General features: G+C 52.8%; 12 protein-coding genes. 5 read left to right on the top strand and 7 right to left on the bottom strand.

The window, feature by feature from the left end; translation table 11 throughout:
- Positions 1 to 48 precede the first annotated feature (48 nt).
- Both ACFQ1Z_RS05380 and pnuC read left to right on the top strand, forming a co-directional pair.
- Positions 49 to 309, top strand: a complete 261-nt coding sequence (locus ACFQ1Z_RS05380; RefSeq protein ID WP_379056194.1) for a YkoF family thiamine/hydroxymethylpyrimidine-binding protein — start codon at positions 49 to 51, stop codon at positions 307 to 309.
- A 36-nt stretch (positions 310 to 345) separates the two neighbouring features.
- Positions 346 to 957: a nicotinamide riboside transporter PnuC gene (pnuC, locus tag ACFQ1Z_RS05375; RefSeq protein WP_379056192.1), complete on the top strand. Its 612-nt coding sequence runs from the start codon at positions 346 to 348 to the stop codon at positions 955 to 957.
- 25 nt (positions 958 to 982) lie between these two features.
- Here pnuC and ACFQ1Z_RS05370 read toward each other — a convergent pair whose 3' ends face one another.
- Genes ACFQ1Z_RS05370 through map form a run of 3 tightly spaced genes read right to left on the bottom strand, consistent with a single transcriptional unit; the run spans position 983 to position 5,306 of the window.
- Positions 983 to 1,864, bottom strand: coding sequence for a phosphotransferase (locus tag ACFQ1Z_RS05370; RefSeq protein WP_379056190.1), 882 nt, complete (start codon positions 1,862 to 1,864; stop codon positions 983 to 985).
- Positions 1,865 to 1,920: 56 nt separating this feature from the next.
- On the bottom strand, positions 1,921 to 4,497 hold the full coding sequence (locus ACFQ1Z_RS05365; protein ID WP_379056188.1) for a [protein-PII] uridylyltransferase: 2,577 nt from the start codon (positions 4,495 to 4,497) through the stop codon (positions 1,921 to 1,923).
- Between the two features lie 14 nt (positions 4,498 to 4,511).
- The gene (gene map, locus ACFQ1Z_RS05360) at positions 4,512 to 5,306 is read right to left on the bottom strand and encodes a type I methionyl aminopeptidase (RefSeq protein WP_379056187.1); all 795 of its coding nucleotides are present in this window, start codon (positions 5,304 to 5,306) and stop codon (positions 4,512 to 4,514) included.
- A 253-nt stretch (positions 5,307 to 5,559) separates the two neighbouring features.
- Here map and ACFQ1Z_RS05355 point away from each other — a divergent pair, with 253 nt between their 5' ends.
- Entirely contained in the window at positions 5,560 to 6,396 is an 837-nt protein-coding gene (locus ACFQ1Z_RS05355; RefSeq protein ID WP_379056185.1) for an HDOD domain-containing protein, read from the top strand.
- 21 nt (positions 6,397 to 6,417) lie between these two features.
- Here ACFQ1Z_RS05355 and ACFQ1Z_RS05350 read toward each other — a convergent pair whose 3' ends face one another.
- Entirely contained in the window at positions 6,418 to 8,253 is a 1,836-nt protein-coding gene (locus ACFQ1Z_RS05350) for a tetratricopeptide repeat protein (RefSeq protein WP_379056183.1), read from the bottom strand.
- Between the two features lie 134 nt (positions 8,254 to 8,387).
- Between ACFQ1Z_RS05350 and ACFQ1Z_RS05345 the strand changes: the two genes are divergently transcribed.
- Positions 8,388 to 8,927, top strand: a complete 540-nt coding sequence (locus ACFQ1Z_RS05345) for a peroxiredoxin (RefSeq protein ID WP_379056181.1) — start codon at positions 8,388 to 8,390, stop codon at positions 8,925 to 8,927.
- Between the two features lie 12 nt (positions 8,928 to 8,939).
- Complete coding sequence (locus tag ACFQ1Z_RS05340) at positions 8,940 to 9,434, top strand: dihydrofolate reductase (protein WP_379056180.1); 495 nt, start codon at positions 8,940 to 8,942, stop codon at positions 9,432 to 9,434.
- Positions 9,435 to 10,877: 1,443 nt separating this feature from the next.
- On the opposite strand, the gene ACFQ1Z_RS05335 is transcribed toward ACFQ1Z_RS05340, so the two are convergent.
- The 3 genes from ACFQ1Z_RS05335 to zwf all read right to left on the bottom strand — a co-directional run bounded on the left by ACFQ1Z_RS05335 (position 10,878) and on the right by zwf (position 15,594).
- Positions 10,878 to 13,124, bottom strand: coding sequence for an Orn/Lys/Arg family decarboxylase (locus ACFQ1Z_RS05335; protein WP_379029030.1), 2,247 nt, complete (start codon positions 13,122 to 13,124; stop codon positions 10,878 to 10,880).
- A 243-nt stretch (positions 13,125 to 13,367) separates the two neighbouring features.
- Positions 13,368 to 13,937, bottom strand: coding sequence for a dCTP deaminase (gene dcd, locus ACFQ1Z_RS05330; RefSeq protein WP_379056179.1), 570 nt, complete (start codon positions 13,935 to 13,937; stop codon positions 13,368 to 13,370).
- A 181-nt stretch (positions 13,938 to 14,118) separates the two neighbouring features.
- Positions 14,119 to 15,594 carry a glucose-6-phosphate dehydrogenase gene (zwf, locus tag ACFQ1Z_RS05325; protein WP_379056178.1) on the bottom strand — a complete coding sequence of 492 codons (1,476 nt, stop codon included), beginning with the start codon at positions 15,592 to 15,594 and terminating at the stop codon, positions 14,119 to 14,121.
- Positions 15,595 to 15,697: the final 103 nt, after the last annotated feature.

Genomic DNA, 15,697 nt, shown 5'->3' with positions numbered 1-15,697 from the left:
CCAGGGCATGATTGCCCTTTTTGGGATAGTTTAAATTTTGGAGTTTTTATGCGTATTTCAGTCGATATCAGTCTATACCCCTTAACCGAAGGTTATGTTGAGCCCATTCTGGAGTTCATCAACAAGCTGGAAGCCAATCCAAATCTGGTGGTGAAGCGTAACAGTCTGGCGACACAGGTGTTTGGCGATTACCGCGCAGTGATGGATTGCCTGGATGCGGAAATGGAAGCGGTGTTTAATGCGCTGCCGCACAGCGTGTTTGTGATGAAATTCATAGGCACTGACAGGGCGGATGTGGTTGATGTATAACAACACAGTCGTTCACTTGTTCGGTACTTGCTAACCATGAACCAAGATTATTTTCAGGCTGTCCTGACGGCATTTCAGCAAATGTCGCCCTGGGAAATTGCCGCTGCGCTCATGGGTGTCGCTTATATTCTGCTGGCCTCAAAAGAGTCACAATGGTGCTGGCCGTTTGCCTTTTTCAGCACCGTGGTTTACACCGTGCTGTTCTGGGAAGGCCAGCTGCCCATGCAGGCGCTGCTGAATTTTTATTATATGGGCATGGCGATCTATGGCTTTTGGCTATGGCATAAACATGGCAAGCAAACTGACTCCTTAACTATCAGCCGTTGGCCCTGGCTCTGGCATGCTGGTTTTATTGCGCTGGGTATTGTTGTGAGTGCTTTGGTGAGTGCCTATCTGCAAAAAACCGGGCAATCGCAAAGCCCGATGTTAGACGCTTATACCACGGTTTTTTCAGTGATGAACACCTGGCTGATCGCCAGGAAGGTATTGGAAAACTGGCTATATTGGGCGGTGATCGATGGTGCTGCCACGATTTTGTATATTCAAACCGGTTATTACGCGACGGGGGCTTTGTTTGTGTTGAACACTATCCTGGCCGTGGTCGGTTTTATCAGCTGGGTCAAGCTTTACCGGCAACAGGCCAGGTAAATGACTCACAGGTTAAGGGGGCAGCTTATAGGCGCTGCATCCACTTTGCCAGGTCAGTTTCGCCGAGTATATTCATCAAAAACAGCAGTAACTGGTAGCCAGGGGTATTTTCGTTATGGTCAGGCCAGGGGTGCGTTTGCACATAGTATTGTTTGAATAAAGCCAGTTGCGCGGGTGTTAATACATATTCGAGCAACACCAGGTCCAGCGCGCGCGGCGCGATCACAAATGCATCCAGATCTATCAGCGCCAGGTCGTTGGAGTTGGCGTTGGCGCTGCGGAACTGATCCCAGCGTAAATCCAGCATCATGGGTACGAATTCGGTTTCATGGCTATTTCTTGCGCCTGCGAGTACTTCAGCCAATAACGGTTGTGCAATGGGCGTATCGTGCTGGCTGGCCAGCAAAACCAGTGTCTCGTGCAAGCGGCTGGCCCATAGGTCGGCAGCAAACTGCGGCGCGTGAAGATTGCCCCAGCTGGCGTAACTACATTGGTGCAATTGCGCGATATGCCCGGCCAGCTGTATCACCCACTGCTCGCTGATATGCTGCGCTTCTACATCTTTGCCTGTTAAAAAACGCGTAAGTACGAACCGGTGTGCGCTGGCTGAAACACATTCAGGCACGCTAAATAGACCATACTTCTGCAAGAAATCATGCGTTAAATGGATCTCGCCCAGGCTATTGGGAAAGTCAGCTGCGAATAAATGGTTTGCGCCTGACCAGAACTGAGATCTTTGTATAGTGGCCTGATTGCACACTTTCAGCACCATATCACCATCCGCCGTCTGGCAATGAAATAGCTGATGCGTACTATCCGAAAACTTGTTCGGGATAGCACGGGGCTGGGCGAGCAGCCTGGGCAGGCTGGCTTGCTCTGAGGGTGTGAGGTGCGGATAAATAAACATGGTAAGACTTACATTCTAAGCCATCAGGCCGGGTTTGTAAGGTATGGTCTGTGCGGCTAGAGCTCGCTGAAAGCTGATTTCAGCGCGATGATCTGCGCTTCGTCCAAAGGCTGGCCGTCACTGGTTGAGATCAGAAAACTATCTTCAACGCGATTGCCCAGCGTATTTACTTTCGCATTGTGCAGCGCCACATCATGGTTGAGTAGCACCAGCGCCATGTTTGCCAGCAAGCCTGGCCTGTCGTTGGCAACCACATCCAGTTGCTGTAGCTGTTGTTGCTGGTCGTGATGTCCACTGGCCGGGTGGATAAAGATCTGCGTAGGCAAGGGCATATGTTTCACCTGGCGACTGACGCGGCCACGGATAGGGGTGGGGATAGCGGTGGCGGTGGATAATTGTTCAGTCAGCCCCTGCTCGATATGCTTGAGTAATCCGTTGTAGCTGATCTGGTGCGTGTCCGGTTCCAGTACGATAAAGTTATCCAGCGCATAGCCATGGGCTGTGGTGTAGATCCTGGCTTGCACGATGTTGTATTGCATGCTGTCAAAAAAATGGCAGATACGCGCAAAGATCTCTCTCTGGTCACGGCTGTAGATCATGACCTGGATACCGTCGCCTTTAGGGCTGAGCCGCGCGCGTACGATGGCGGTTGTTGTGAGTTTGTGCGGAATGAGCAAACGGCTTTGCCAGGCGATCTCATCGCTGTCAAAGCGCTGGAAATAACTTTCACCAAATGCTTGCCACAAGGGCTGTACCGAGTCTTCTTTCAGGTTGAAGCTGCTGAGTTTTTGCAGGACTTCCTGTTTGCGCAGGCTTAACTGGGCTTCGGTATCCAATGATTGCTGCAACACGCGGCGCGTCTGTAAAAACAGGCTTTCCAGCAGCTTGGCTTTCCAGGCGTTCCACACGTTGGGGCTGGTGCCGCGTATATCGGCCACCGTTAACAGGTACAAAGCAGTCAGCCGGTATTCCGTGCCCACCAGTCTGGCAAAGGCTTCGATCACATCCGGGTCGGAAAGATCGCTTTTCTGCGCGGTGCTGGAGAGCTTGAGGTGGGCTTCTACCAGCCAGGCGACCAGGTCGGCATCGGCTTTGGGCAGGCCGTGTTTCTGGCAGAAGCGTTTTGCATCTATGGTGCCCAGCAGCGAATGGTCGCCGCCACGGCCTTTGGCGATATCATGAAAAATACCTGCCAGGTAAAGCAGATGCGGCTGGCTGAATTCGGCGAATAGCTGGCTGCATAAGGGAAACTCATGCCGTAACTCGGGCTTGGCAAAGCGGCGCAAGTTGCGCAGCACATTCATGGTGTGTTCATCCACGGTATAGACATGGAACAAGTCATGCTGCATTTGCGCGATGACGCGGCCAAACTCCGGGATATAGCGGCCCAGGATGCCGTAGCGGTTCATGCGCCGCAGGCTGCGATGTACGCCCTCGCGCGATTGCAAAATCTGCAGGAACAAGGCCTTGTTGGCAGATTGCTGACGAAAACGGATATTGATCAACGGTTGTGCTGCCTGCAAGGCCCTGACCAGCGGTGCGCTAAAACCTGCAATGGCAGGGTGTTGCTGTAACAGCTGGAAACAGCGCAGAATAGCCTCAGGCTTGCGTTGCAACAGGTCTGGCGTGCGTGCGCTGAGCAGACCCTGCGCTAGCACGAAATCTTCGTCTATCACGGTGGCGGGCTCAGTTTGCGGGCTGACCCCGGCATGCATCAGCTTCAGCAAGACTTCATTTTCGATAATGATGGCTTTGGCGCTGCGGTAAAACCCTTGCATCAATTGCTCGCTGGCGCGTTTCTGCAAAGTGGTCTGATAGCCCATTTGCTCTGCCAGCGTGTTCTGAAAGTCGAACACCAGCCGGTCTTCGCGTCGTTTGGCCATTAAATGCAGGCGTATGCGCAGATTCTGCAGTAAACGCTCATGGCTTTTCAGTCGTCGCGCCTGTGTGAGGCTAAGCAGGCCGGCCTGCACCAGGTCATGCCAGTCATTACCTAGCGCCTGGCTTTGCGCTATCCACAAAATCATGTGCAGATCGCGCAGGCCGCCCGGGCTTTCCTTCAGGTTAGGCTCGAGGTTGTAGGCGGTATCGTGAAATTTTGCGTGGCGTATCTGCTGTTCGCGTAATTTTTCGGCAAAAAAACGCGGTTTATCCAGTTGCGCATGCAAAGACTGCATCAGTTTCTTAAAGCTGGCTTTTTGCCCGACCAGCCAGCGTGCTTCCAGCAGATTGGTCATGATGGTCACATCGAGCTGCGCTTCGGCCAGGCATTCGCTGAGCGAGCGCACGCTGTGGCCTATATTCAGGCCTATGTCCCACAATGCGCCTATCAGCGACTCTATCTCTGTTTGCAAGGCAGCAGGGCAGTCTTCCGGCAGCAGTATGAGCAGGTCTATATCTGAATGCGGGAACATGTCGCCGCGGCCATAACCGCCAACAGCGATCAGGCTGACGGTGGCAGGCAGCTGAAAGCTGGACCAGATCTCACGTAATAGCTGATCGAGCTGGCGGGTGTTTTGCTGTAGCAGGACTTTTGCATTGGGTTTGGCCAGATAGGCGGCGGCGAGCTGCTGCTGTGACAGCTGGAACGACTCACGCCACTGCTTGAGTTGTTCTTTGGCTATCACTGGCATGCTTTCTCGGGGTTTTACAGGGTTGGCCGCGGAGGAGTGCCGTCAGATACTGTCATGATCTCAAAGCCATCTTCAGTCACGACTATGGTGTGCTCCCATTGTGCAGAAAGACTGCGGTCTTTGGTCACCACGGTCCAGCCATCCGACATGAACTTGATATCGCGACGGCCGGCATTGATCATAGGCTCTATGGTAAAGATCATGCCCGGTTTGAGGGTGACACCAGTGCCAGGTTTGCCGTAATGCAGCACCTGCGGTTCACAATGGAATTTCTTGCCTATGCCATGGCCACAAAATTCGCGCACCACGCTGTAGCCATTTTTTTCAGCAAATGACTGGATGGCGTAGCCGATATCGCCCAGGGTGTTGCCTGGTTTGACTTTTTCTATACCGCGCCACATGGCCTGGTAGGTGAGTTCGCACAAGCGTTTGGCTTGCGGCGAGGGCGTGCCCACCATAAACATGCGCGAAGTATCGCCATGGTAGCCATCCTTGATCACAGTGATATCCAGGTTGACGATATCACCATTTTTCAGCTCTTTTTCACTGGGTACACCGTGGCAGATCTGCTGGTTGATAGAGGTGCAAATAGACTTTGGATAAGGCGTGTGGCCATCCGGCGCATAATTCAGCGGCGCCGGGATCGCCTGCTGCACATTGACGATGTAGTCATGGCAGAGCTGGTCGAGTTTGTTGGTCGTGACACCGGCGACGACGAATGGCGTGATGTAATCCAGAACCTCTGATGCCAGGCGTCCGGCCACGCGCATTTTTTCAATATCTTCGGGGGTATGCAGAATAATCGCCATAGTTTGGTCACAATAGAGTCACGGCAAATACGCCTGACCCTGAAATCAGTCACTAAAGTTGCATTCTAACATAGCAGATTGGGTCTAATGGCTAAAGAAACAAGCCTTTTATGGCCTTGAGCAAGCGTTTTATGGCTCTGGCAGACTGAAGTCATGATAGAAACTGGCGCTGAATTCAGTGACTTTTCGGCACATGCCGCAAAACAGCATTGTTTTATACTCGGGCGTATAAAGTTCAAGCAGGAGCGTTTAGATGGTGACACTTAGCGAGGCCAGGGCCAATCGGAACATTTCCAGTTGGGTAAAATTCCTTGAAAATGCCGATATCCCGGTGTTGCGGCAAACTGCGCGCGAGCTGGCCGAATTGCACGAGCATGAAGAGGAAACCGGCGCGCGCGATATCACGCGCGTGGTCATTAACGACCCGCTGATGACTTTTAAAGTGCTGACCTTTGCCAATAACCATCGCAGCCGTCACCAGTTGCAAGACCTGGTGCAGGTGGAGCAGGCCATCATCATGATGGGTACCAGTACTTTTTTTGCGCAGATCCCTACCGTGCCGCATGTGGAAGACCTGTTGAGCCAGCATGTGGCTGCGCTGGTCAATCTGATCAAACTGGTGGTACGTGCTCACCGTGCCGGTTATTTCGCGGCAGAATTTGCTTCACACCTGATGGATCTGCATGCTGAAGAGTTACGCGTGGCGGCTTCTTTATACGACTTTGCCGAAATGCTGATGTGGTGTTTTAACCCCGAAGCCATGATAGAGATCCATAAGCGCCAGCATGCCGATGCCACCTTGCGCAGCCGCACCGTACAGCAGGAAGTGCTGGGTTTCAGGATACTGGACCTGCAGGCCGAACTGGTGCACACCTTTAATCTGCCTTCATTGCTGACTGATCTGATGGATGAACAGCGTGCAGATCTGCCACGCGTGCGCAATGTGCAGTTAGCCGTTAACCTGGCCAGGCATTCTGCCGAAGGCTGGGACAATGCCGCCTTGCCAGATGATTACAAGGACATCGCCCAGTTGCTGCATGTGGATGTGCCACGCGTCATGCACATCGTCGGCGTGCCGCACGCCGAATAAACTTTATTCGCTGCGATAACTTTATTCGCTGCGATAGCCTTGGCTCAGCACATCGGTGATCGCCTGGTGTACCTGGTCGATCAGGGTTTCCCAGTTGCTGTCTGGCGCTTGCCGGAACAGCCGCATGCCAGGGTACCAGGCGCAGGTTTCAGGCTGTTGCAACCAGCGGAAATGCGCTTGCGCCGGCAATAACAACCACACCTGTTTGCCGAGCGCGGCAGCCAGATGCGCGACTGCGGTATCCACCGAAATAATCAGATCCATTTGCATGATCAGCCCGGCAGTATCGCTAAAGTCAGACAGCAACGGGTGATGGCATTCCAGCATGGGAAAGCGCTTGAGCATGATGTGGTCTTCACGCCTGAACTCTTTCTGCAAGCTGTGCCACTCGACTTCCATCTTTAATAAAGGCGCCATCAGGTGCAGCGGGATGCTGCGCTGCCTGTCATATTTATTCTGTGCATCTCCACACCAGTTCACCCCTATACGCAGTCTTCTGGCCGGGCCCAGCAGTTGCTGCCAGGGCTGCTGGTGCCGTTCGGCGATCTGCAAGTAAGGCAAGGCAGCCGGAATGGTTGCTGTCAGCGTATTGAATGCCGCCGGCAAGCTCAGCATGGGGCAGTAGTAATCAAAGTGCGGCAATGCACGGCCGTCCTGCCGGATGACCTGTATCTCGACATCGTGGCCCCATAACTCATTAAACAGGGTATACAGCGCATCCGGCACGGCCACTATCATCTGGTTGGGCTTAAAGCTCTTGACCATGGTAATGTAGCGGCAAAACTGCAGGGTATCGCTCAGCGTCTGTTCTGCCAGGATGAGTATGGTTTTGCCCACCAGCGAGCTGTTGCCAGGCCATCGCAATTGCCGGTCCGGTAAAGCGGTGCTGGTGAGCACCTGCCAGCGGGCTTCATACATGGGCCAGCCCTCTTCATATTCGCCCCGGGCCAGTTTTAGCATGCTCAAGACATAGCGCGCCTGTGCATGGGCAGGGGCAAGTTTCAAGGCTGTTTCCAGGCATGGATAGGCCTCTTCGCTATCGCCATTTTCATACAAGGCCAGCCCCAGGTTGCAATAGGCCGAGGCATAGCCCGGGTTCAGCCGCAAAGCCTGCCGAAAGTCGGTAATGGCGTCGGCATATTTGCCCAGCTGGCATAACACCACGCCGCGATTATTGTAGGGCACCGGTAAATTGGGTTGATAGGCAATGGCATGATGAAACGCGCGCAAGGCTGGTGCCGCCTGGCCTTGCAGTTGCAATATCAATGCGCGCTGGTGATGGGCTTCGGCAAAATCCGGCTGTATCCGGATGGCAGCATCCATGCAGGCCAGTGCCTCTGCCGTGGCATGCAATTGCTGCTGCAACACCCCCAGCCTATAGTGAAAGTGCGCATGTTCAGGGTGGGCGGTCACCGCCTGCTTGAGCACAGCCACCGCCTGCTCAAACTGTTGTGCCTGCAGCATCAGGTCTACACATTCGGTAAAGGCCTGGATATGCTGCGGGTCCAGCTTGGTCACCGTGCGCAAACGCAAGATCGCCTCTTGCGTACGGCCCATGTTTTTCAGTGCGCGCGCATCCAGGTAGTAGCTCTGTGACTGCCTGGCATCCAGCCTGATCGCCTGTTTGTAAGTGTCATGTGCCGCCGCGAACTGCTGGGTGCGCATCTGCAGATTAGCCAGTTGCAAGCGTAACTGCAGCGCCTTGGGCTGCAAGCTGATGGCCTGCATCAGATACTGCTCGGCCGCATGAAACTCGTCATTCTGCAGCATCAGGCCTGCCAGCTTCTGGTACGCCTCCCACCTTTGCGGGTCAGCGGCAATCAGTTTCAGCAGTTTTGCGATGGCTTCATTATTCATGGGGGGTAACTGCAATACTACACGCGTTTTTGGTGGGCCTTAAAAAGGGCAATGGCGGATTAAGGTACAATAAGCAGCCTGATGCGTCAACGACCCATCTGTCGTGTAGACCTGTTTAGAAAGGAAAAGTAGCAATGTTCGTCAAACTGATCATGTATGGCTTGATACTGTGGCTAGCGGTGTGGGGCTATCGCCAATATCAACAACCGTCTGCGCGGGTCAGCGTCGGCATGAAAGCCCCTGACTTTACCCTGCAGGACGCGCAGGGCGAAAAGCGCAGACTGGCCGACTGGCATGGCCAATGGGTAGTGCTGTATTTTTACCCCAAAGATGATACGCCAGGCTGCACCAAGGAAGCCTGCCATTTTCGCGACGATATCCAGCAGATCCATGCCCTGGGTGCCGAAGTCATAGGCGTCAGCGTAGATACCGTCGCCAGCCACGCAGGCTTTGCCCACAAGCATCGCCTGCCGTTCCCGCTACTTGCCGATACCGATGGTCAGGTCGCCGATGCCTATGGCGCCTTATTCAACCTGGTGGTATTCCAGGTCGCCAAGCGCACTACCTTTGTCATTGACCCGCAAGGTACTATCGCCGAGATCTACAGCAACGTGAACCCTGACGGGCATAGCGAAGCCATTATCAAAGACCTCAAACGGCTCTCCGCTTTTTAAGCTAGAAATATCATGCAAGCACTCTCACTGATCGTCGCCCATGCCGATAACCGAGTCATCGGCCACAACAACCAGCTACCCTGGCACCTGCCGGAAGATCTGAAACGTTTCAAGCAGCTCACCATGGGCCACCATATCATCATGGGCCGTAAAACCTATGAGTCACTGGGGCGCTTATTGCCCGGGCGTACCACGGTAGTGGTCACGCGTGACCAGACTTACCAGGTCGAGGGGGCTAAGGTAGTGCATTCCATCCCCGAGGCACTGGCGGCGTGTGCAGGCGATGAAGAGCCATTTTTGATCGGTGGTGCCGAGTTGTATCTGCAAGGTTTGCCGCATGTGACGCGTTTATACCTGACACGGGTGTTTGCCCAAGTGGAGGGAGATGCGTTTTTCCCGCCGCTGGAAATGAGCGAGTGGGAGTTGGTGTCGGAACAGGCGCACGTTTCGGAAAAAGGGTTGCAGTATAGTGATATGGTTTATCAGCGGCGTAAGCTTAAAGACTGATTGGTTTATAGATTATTTGCAGTTTGAATGAGTGCAGGGCTTACCTGTAACAAGCAACAAGGCTGGGTTTATGAATTGCTTGGTTAGAATGATGCTTTTGCTGTGAAGCGCTATCGGTATTTCTTTGGATAGTTCTGAGCTTTATTTCACCATTTCATTTTGCCACTCGGCGACTTACTTTTCTTTGCTTGTTCATACTGGCGGATTCGCGCAGAACGAGAGATAGATTGCTGGAAGTTGTAATTAGGTATTTCTTTAGATGATTGGAACGTTCTTTTTCGCCCCTCGGCGAGTGTCTTTTCTTTGCGTGCCCAAAGAAAAGGCACCAAAAGAAAGGGCACCCTAGCATCCGCTTGTTTCCTGCGTTGCTCGTCAAAATAAGCGGTCGCGAAACTCGCCCTAGCGGCCTGCACAAGACGCAGGCCACCGCGGAACTCAGACAGTCGCTCCCTTCTTCCTTATTTTGACTCCGCTACTCGGCGCGTCAGATAGGGGACCCGGAAAGGCACTACGCGGTTAGAACGGTGTGACTCTTTATATGGCATCCCGCTTGACCAGCGAAATAAAAACCAAAGCAAAAACTAAAACAAAAACAAAGCAGGGAAGAGAGTTGGCGGGTTGTTTTTTCCACAACTGGTAAGCGACCTCAAGCAATGGCAGTTAACTGAAGTCTCATCGTGGTGGTGTTGACTTTGGGCCCCTATCTGACGCGCCGAGTAGCGCAGTCAGCGTGGGAGGTGTCGGCCAGCGTCTGTTCGAGTTCCGCGGTGGCTTGCGGTTTGTGCAAGCCGCTAGGGCGAGTTTCGTTGGACGCCCACGTTGACGAGCAACGCAGGGAACAAGCGGAAGCTAGGGTGCATTTCTTTTGGTTACATTTTCTTTGTGCAAGCAAAGAAAAGTAACTCGCCTAGAGGCGAAATAAAACGCTGAAAAAGAGCGCAAACTATCCAAACAAATACCGATTCTATGGCAATGGTTGCGCGGGAATGAATGTGAAAAAACCCAGCTTCACTAAGGGCATGTGTTTTTCCGGGCCCCTATCTGACGCGCCGAGTAGCGGAGTCAAAATAAGGAGGAAGGGAGCGACTGTCTGAGCTCCGCAACAAGCCACGGGGTGTGTGGCTTGTCAGGGCGAGTTTCGTGACCGCTTATGCCTAAGTCCGGCAAAGCAACGGACGAAAGTCCTGAGGTGAGCAACGCAGGAAACAAGCGGATGCTAGGGTGCATTTCTTTTGGTTACATTTTCTTTGGGCAAGCAAAGAAAAGTAACTCGCCTAGAGGCGAAAGAAAAAGCTGAAACAGAGCGCAGAACTATCCAAGAAATACCGATTAGAACGTCACAGCAAGTGCGTCAGCAAAGGTTTTGCCGCCCCATTCGGCAAAAGCCAGCGGAACAAAAGTCATCAGGCCTTGACTATCTATCCCGCTACTTTCAATGAGGCCCTAATCGTCCTGCTTGACGCAATCAACAAAATACTCGGCTTTGCCATTCACCAGTTGTTTGACCAAACCATGGTTATCGGTCTCAAAACCCGGAAACTTCTCATTAAACTCACGCGCGAATTTCAGGTAATTCACAATCACCTTGTTAAAGCGCTCACCAGGGATCAGCAATGGAATGCCAGGCGGGTAGGGCGTCAGCAATACGGCGGTGACGCGCTCTTCCAGATCATCGATCGCCACTCGTTCTATCTTGCGGTGCGCCATTTTTGAGAAAGCATCGGTCGGTTTCATGGCCGGCACCATGTCTGACAGATACATTTCGGTAGTCAGGCGCGCGACGTCATTGGCTTTGTAGACTTCATGGATCTGGGTAGACAGATCTTTCAGACCTATGCGTTCATAACGCGGGTGTTTTTGCACAAATTCGGGCAAGACTTTCCACAGTGGCTGGTTCTTGTCGTAGTCGTCTTTAAACTGCTGCAAGGCGGCTACCATGGTGTTCCAGCGGCCTTTGGTGATGCCTATGGTGAACATGATAAAGAACGAGTAGAGGCCGGTTTTTTCTACGATCACGCCGTGCTCGGCCAGGTATTTGGTGACGATGGCGGCGGGAATGCCGAATTCTTCAGAGAAATCACCGTCCACATCCAGACCTGGGGTGATGATGGTGGCTTTGATCGGGTCCAGCATGTTAAAGCCTTCGGCCAGGTTGCCGAAACCGTGCCAGCGTTCGTTGGCTTTCAGCATCCAGGCGTCGCGCTCTTCCAGGCCATCTTCAGACAGATCTGTAGGCCCCCAGACTTTGAACCACCAGTCGGTGCCCCATTCTTCGTCTACCTTGCGCATGGCGCGGCGGAAATCCAGCGCTTCTTTGAGGGATTCTTCGACCAGGGCAGTGCCGCCCGGTGCTTCCATCATGGCGGCAGCCACGTCGCAGCTGGCAATAATGGAATATTGCGGGCTGGTGGAGGTGTGCATCAGGTAGGCTTCGTTAAACAGGTCCCGGTCCAGGTGGTTATCCTGTGCGTCCTGCACCAGGATCTGCGAAGCCTGGCTCAGGCCAGCCAGCAGTTTGTGGGTGGATTGGGTAGAGAACACCATAGACTCTTTACAGCGCGGACGGTCGGCGCCTATGGCGTGGTAATCACCATAAAAGTCATGGAAAGTCGCATGCGGCAACCAGGCTTCGTCAAAGTGCAGGGTGTCTATCTTGCCATCCAACATTTCCTTGATCTCTTCAACGTTGTACAACACGCCGTCATAGGTGGATTGGGTAATGGTCAGCACGCGTGGTTTGGCGTTCTTGTCACTGGCAAATGGGTTGCGCGCGATTTTTTTCTGGATGTTTTCCCAGGCGAATTCGCTTTTCGGGATAGGGCCGATAATGCCGAAATGGTTGCGCGTAGGCATCAGGAACACGGGAATCGCACCGGTCATGATGATGGAGTGCAGCACAGATTTATGGCAGTTGCGGTCTACCACCACGATGTCGCCAGGCGCCACGGTGGAGTTCCAGACGATCTTGTTGGAAGTCGAGGTGCCGTTAGTAACAAAGTACAAGTGGTCGCAGTTGTAGATGCGCGCAGCATTGCGTTCTGAAGCAGCGACCGGGCCGGTGTGGTCCAGTAACTGGCCTAATTCATCTACCGCGTTACAGACGTCGGCACGCAGCATGTTCTCGCCAAAAAACTGGTGGAACATCTGGCCCACCGGTGATTTGAGAAAAGCCACGCCACCGGAGTGGCCCGGGCAGTGCCAGGAGTAGGAGCCATCGGCCGCGTAATGAGTCAATGCCTTGAAGAACGGCGGTGGCAGGCTGTCCAGATAAGCCTTTGCCTCGCGTATGATCAGGCGCGCCACGAATTCCGGTGTATCTTCATTCATATGAATAAAGCCGTGCAGTTCGCGCAGCACATCGTTAGGGATATGGCGGCTGGTACGTGTCTCACCGTGCAGGAAGATAGGGATCTCTTCATTGCGGTAGCGGATCTCCTGCACGAAATTACGCAGCTGCTCTATGGCTTCCGGTTTTTCCTCGACGATTTCTTCATCATCGATAGATAGAATAAACGCAGAAGCACGGCTTTGCTGTTGTGCAAACGAAGTCAGGTCGCCATAACTGGTAACCCCCAGGACTTCAGTCCCTTCTTCTTCAATGGCTTTAGCCAGCACACGGATGCCCAGACCTGAAGAGTTTTCGGAGCGGAAGTCTTCGTCAATAATGACGACAGGGAAACGGAATTTCATAGTCAACCTTTGTAATGGCTGTCATTCTGGCGTAGGCCAGAATCCAGACCAGTAATTTCACGATACAAGTCCAGCCAATCTGGATTCATCTGTTCAATAATGCGCAGTTTTGCAATGCGCTTCCAAAATTTGAGTGCTTTTTCACGGCTGATTAGTCATGATATAACCACAAGGTTACATATTAATTTCTTCGCAGTTTTCAGCTGGCCTGGATTCTGGCCAGCGCCAGAATGACGGCGACAATCAGATTTTTGGCAAAGTCACACCGACCTGGCCCTGATATTTGCCACCGCGGTCTTTGTAGCTGGTCTCGCAGATCTCATCCGACTCAAAGAACAGCACTTGCGCGCAACCTTCACCGGCGTAAATCTTGGCCGGCAGCGGTGTGGTGTTGCTGAACTCCAGTGTGACATAGCCTTCCCACTCTGGTTCAAATGGTGTGACATTAACGATGATGCCGCAACGCGCATAAGTGGATTTGCCCAGGCAAACCGTCAGCACCGAGCGCGGGATGCGGAAATATTCTACCGTGCGGGCCAATGCAAAGGAGTTGGGCGGGATCACGCAGTAGCCTTTGCCTGAGACTTCGACAAATGATTGCGGGTCGAACTGTTTAGGGTCGACGATGGTGCTGTTGATGTTGGTGAACACGCGGAATTCGTCAGCACAGCGGATATCGTAACCATACGATGATGTGCCGTAGGAGACGATTTTTTCGCCATTCTGTTCACGTATCAGTGTCGGCGAAAACGGCTCGATCATGCCGTGTTGTTCAGCCATCCTGCGTATCCATTTGTCCGACTTAATGCTCATTGCCTTATCCATTCCTTGCGTGCCAGCTCGTTGTATACAGGCTTGCAATAAAGAGAAAAAAGCGGAGTTTAAACCCCGCTTTTAGTGAGTGCAAATAATAACAACAAATGTTGTCAGTTTTGCAATTATTTTATGAATTTTTGGCGATTATTTAAGACAGCGGTTTTGCAACCGCTGGTCTTTATTTGTCGCCGCCCAATTCAATGCTGTAGCGCCAGAACTGATCTTCACCTTCAAAGATCACTTTAGACGCTTCAGGGTCGCGGCTGCCGGCCGGGTATTGATATACCGGACGCTTGTCTTCAGCCCAGGCTTTCACGACTGGATCAACCAGGCGCCATTGCGCTTCGGCTTCTGAAATATGCAGGTAGTTGGAGTTGTCACCTTGCATCAGGTTGAGCAACAGTGCCTCGTACGCATCTACGCTGTCGTCGTTATCCAAGCGGTTGGCGGCATCCAGCTGTATGGTGCGTGTCTGGATATCCAGGCCAGGGATCTTGGACTGGATCTCAAGTTTGATGCATTCGCGTGGCTGTATGCCGATGATGAGCCAGTTCTGGTCCTGGTCATTGATCTGCAGCGGTGCTTTTTTGAAGCGGATCGCAATGCGGGTGTCGGCTTCGTGCAGGCGTTTAGCTGTGCGGATATAGAACGGCACACCTTTCCAGCGCGGGTTGTCGATAAACAGCTTCAGTGCGGCATAAGTTTCAACCACGCTATCGTTGTTGCCCAGCTCTTCCAGGTAACCAGGCACTTTTTCGCCATTGATCTCGCCAGCGCTATATTGCGCACGGAAGGCGTGTTTTTCCAGGTCATCCACCGGGATAGGGCGGATCTGCTCCAGCAATGCGATCTTGGCGTCGCGCACACCTTCTGGAGACAAGTCCTTGGGCAGTTCCATCGCTGTCAGTGCCAGGGTCTGCAGAATGTGGCTTTGCAACATGTCACGCAATGCACCGGTGCTGTCGTAGAACTGGGTACGGTCGCCTACACCCAGCATTTCGGTGTTAGTGATCTGCACATGGTCTACGTACTGGTTGTTCCAGATTGGTTCCAGCACGGTGTTAGTAAAGCGTTGCAGCAGGATATTCTGCAAAGCCGATTTACCCAGGTAATGGTCGATACGGTAGATCTGGCTTTCTTTGAGGTGTTTGGTGATGGCAGCCTGCAATTCTTTGGCCGATGGCAGGTCAGTACCAAATGGTTTTTCAATCACCACACGGCGCCAGTATTTGTCTTCTTGCGTCAGGCCTACGTTAGCCAGTGATTCCACCACCGGGGCGAAGTCCACCGGGCGCACAGAAAGGAAATAAGCCAGGTTCTGCGGGAATACTTTTTCGTCACTCAGGGTCGCTTTCAGCTTGCTGAATGCATCTGGGTCAGTTGGCGGGTTGGCATGGTAAAAGTTACGCGCAATAAAACGCTCAAACACGGCCTGGTCGTAACCTTTTTTAAATTTCGCATCCAGCATGCTTTTGATGTCTGCACGCCAGGCTTCCAGGTCAACTACCTGACGGCCTACGCCTACGATTTTCAGGTCTGCCGGCAAGCGGCCCAGTGAGTCCAGTCTGAACAAACCAGGATACAGTTTAACGCGGGCCAGGTTGCCACTAGCGCCAAACAGTACCAGTGTGCAAGGATCAATTTTATTCGTCATTTCTAACCTTAAGATAAAAATGTAAACGGGAAAGGGCAAGCCTTTCCCATATTTTTAAAAAACAGTAGCAATAAGCAAAAAAGCCTCTCAGCGAGAGAGGCTT

The organism is Methylophilus luteus (genome assembly GCF_042676265.1).
GTDB lineage: Bacteria > Pseudomonadota > Gammaproteobacteria > Burkholderiales > Methylophilaceae > Methylophilus > Methylophilus luteus.
This window is presented reverse-complemented; position numbering and strand designations above follow the sequence as displayed.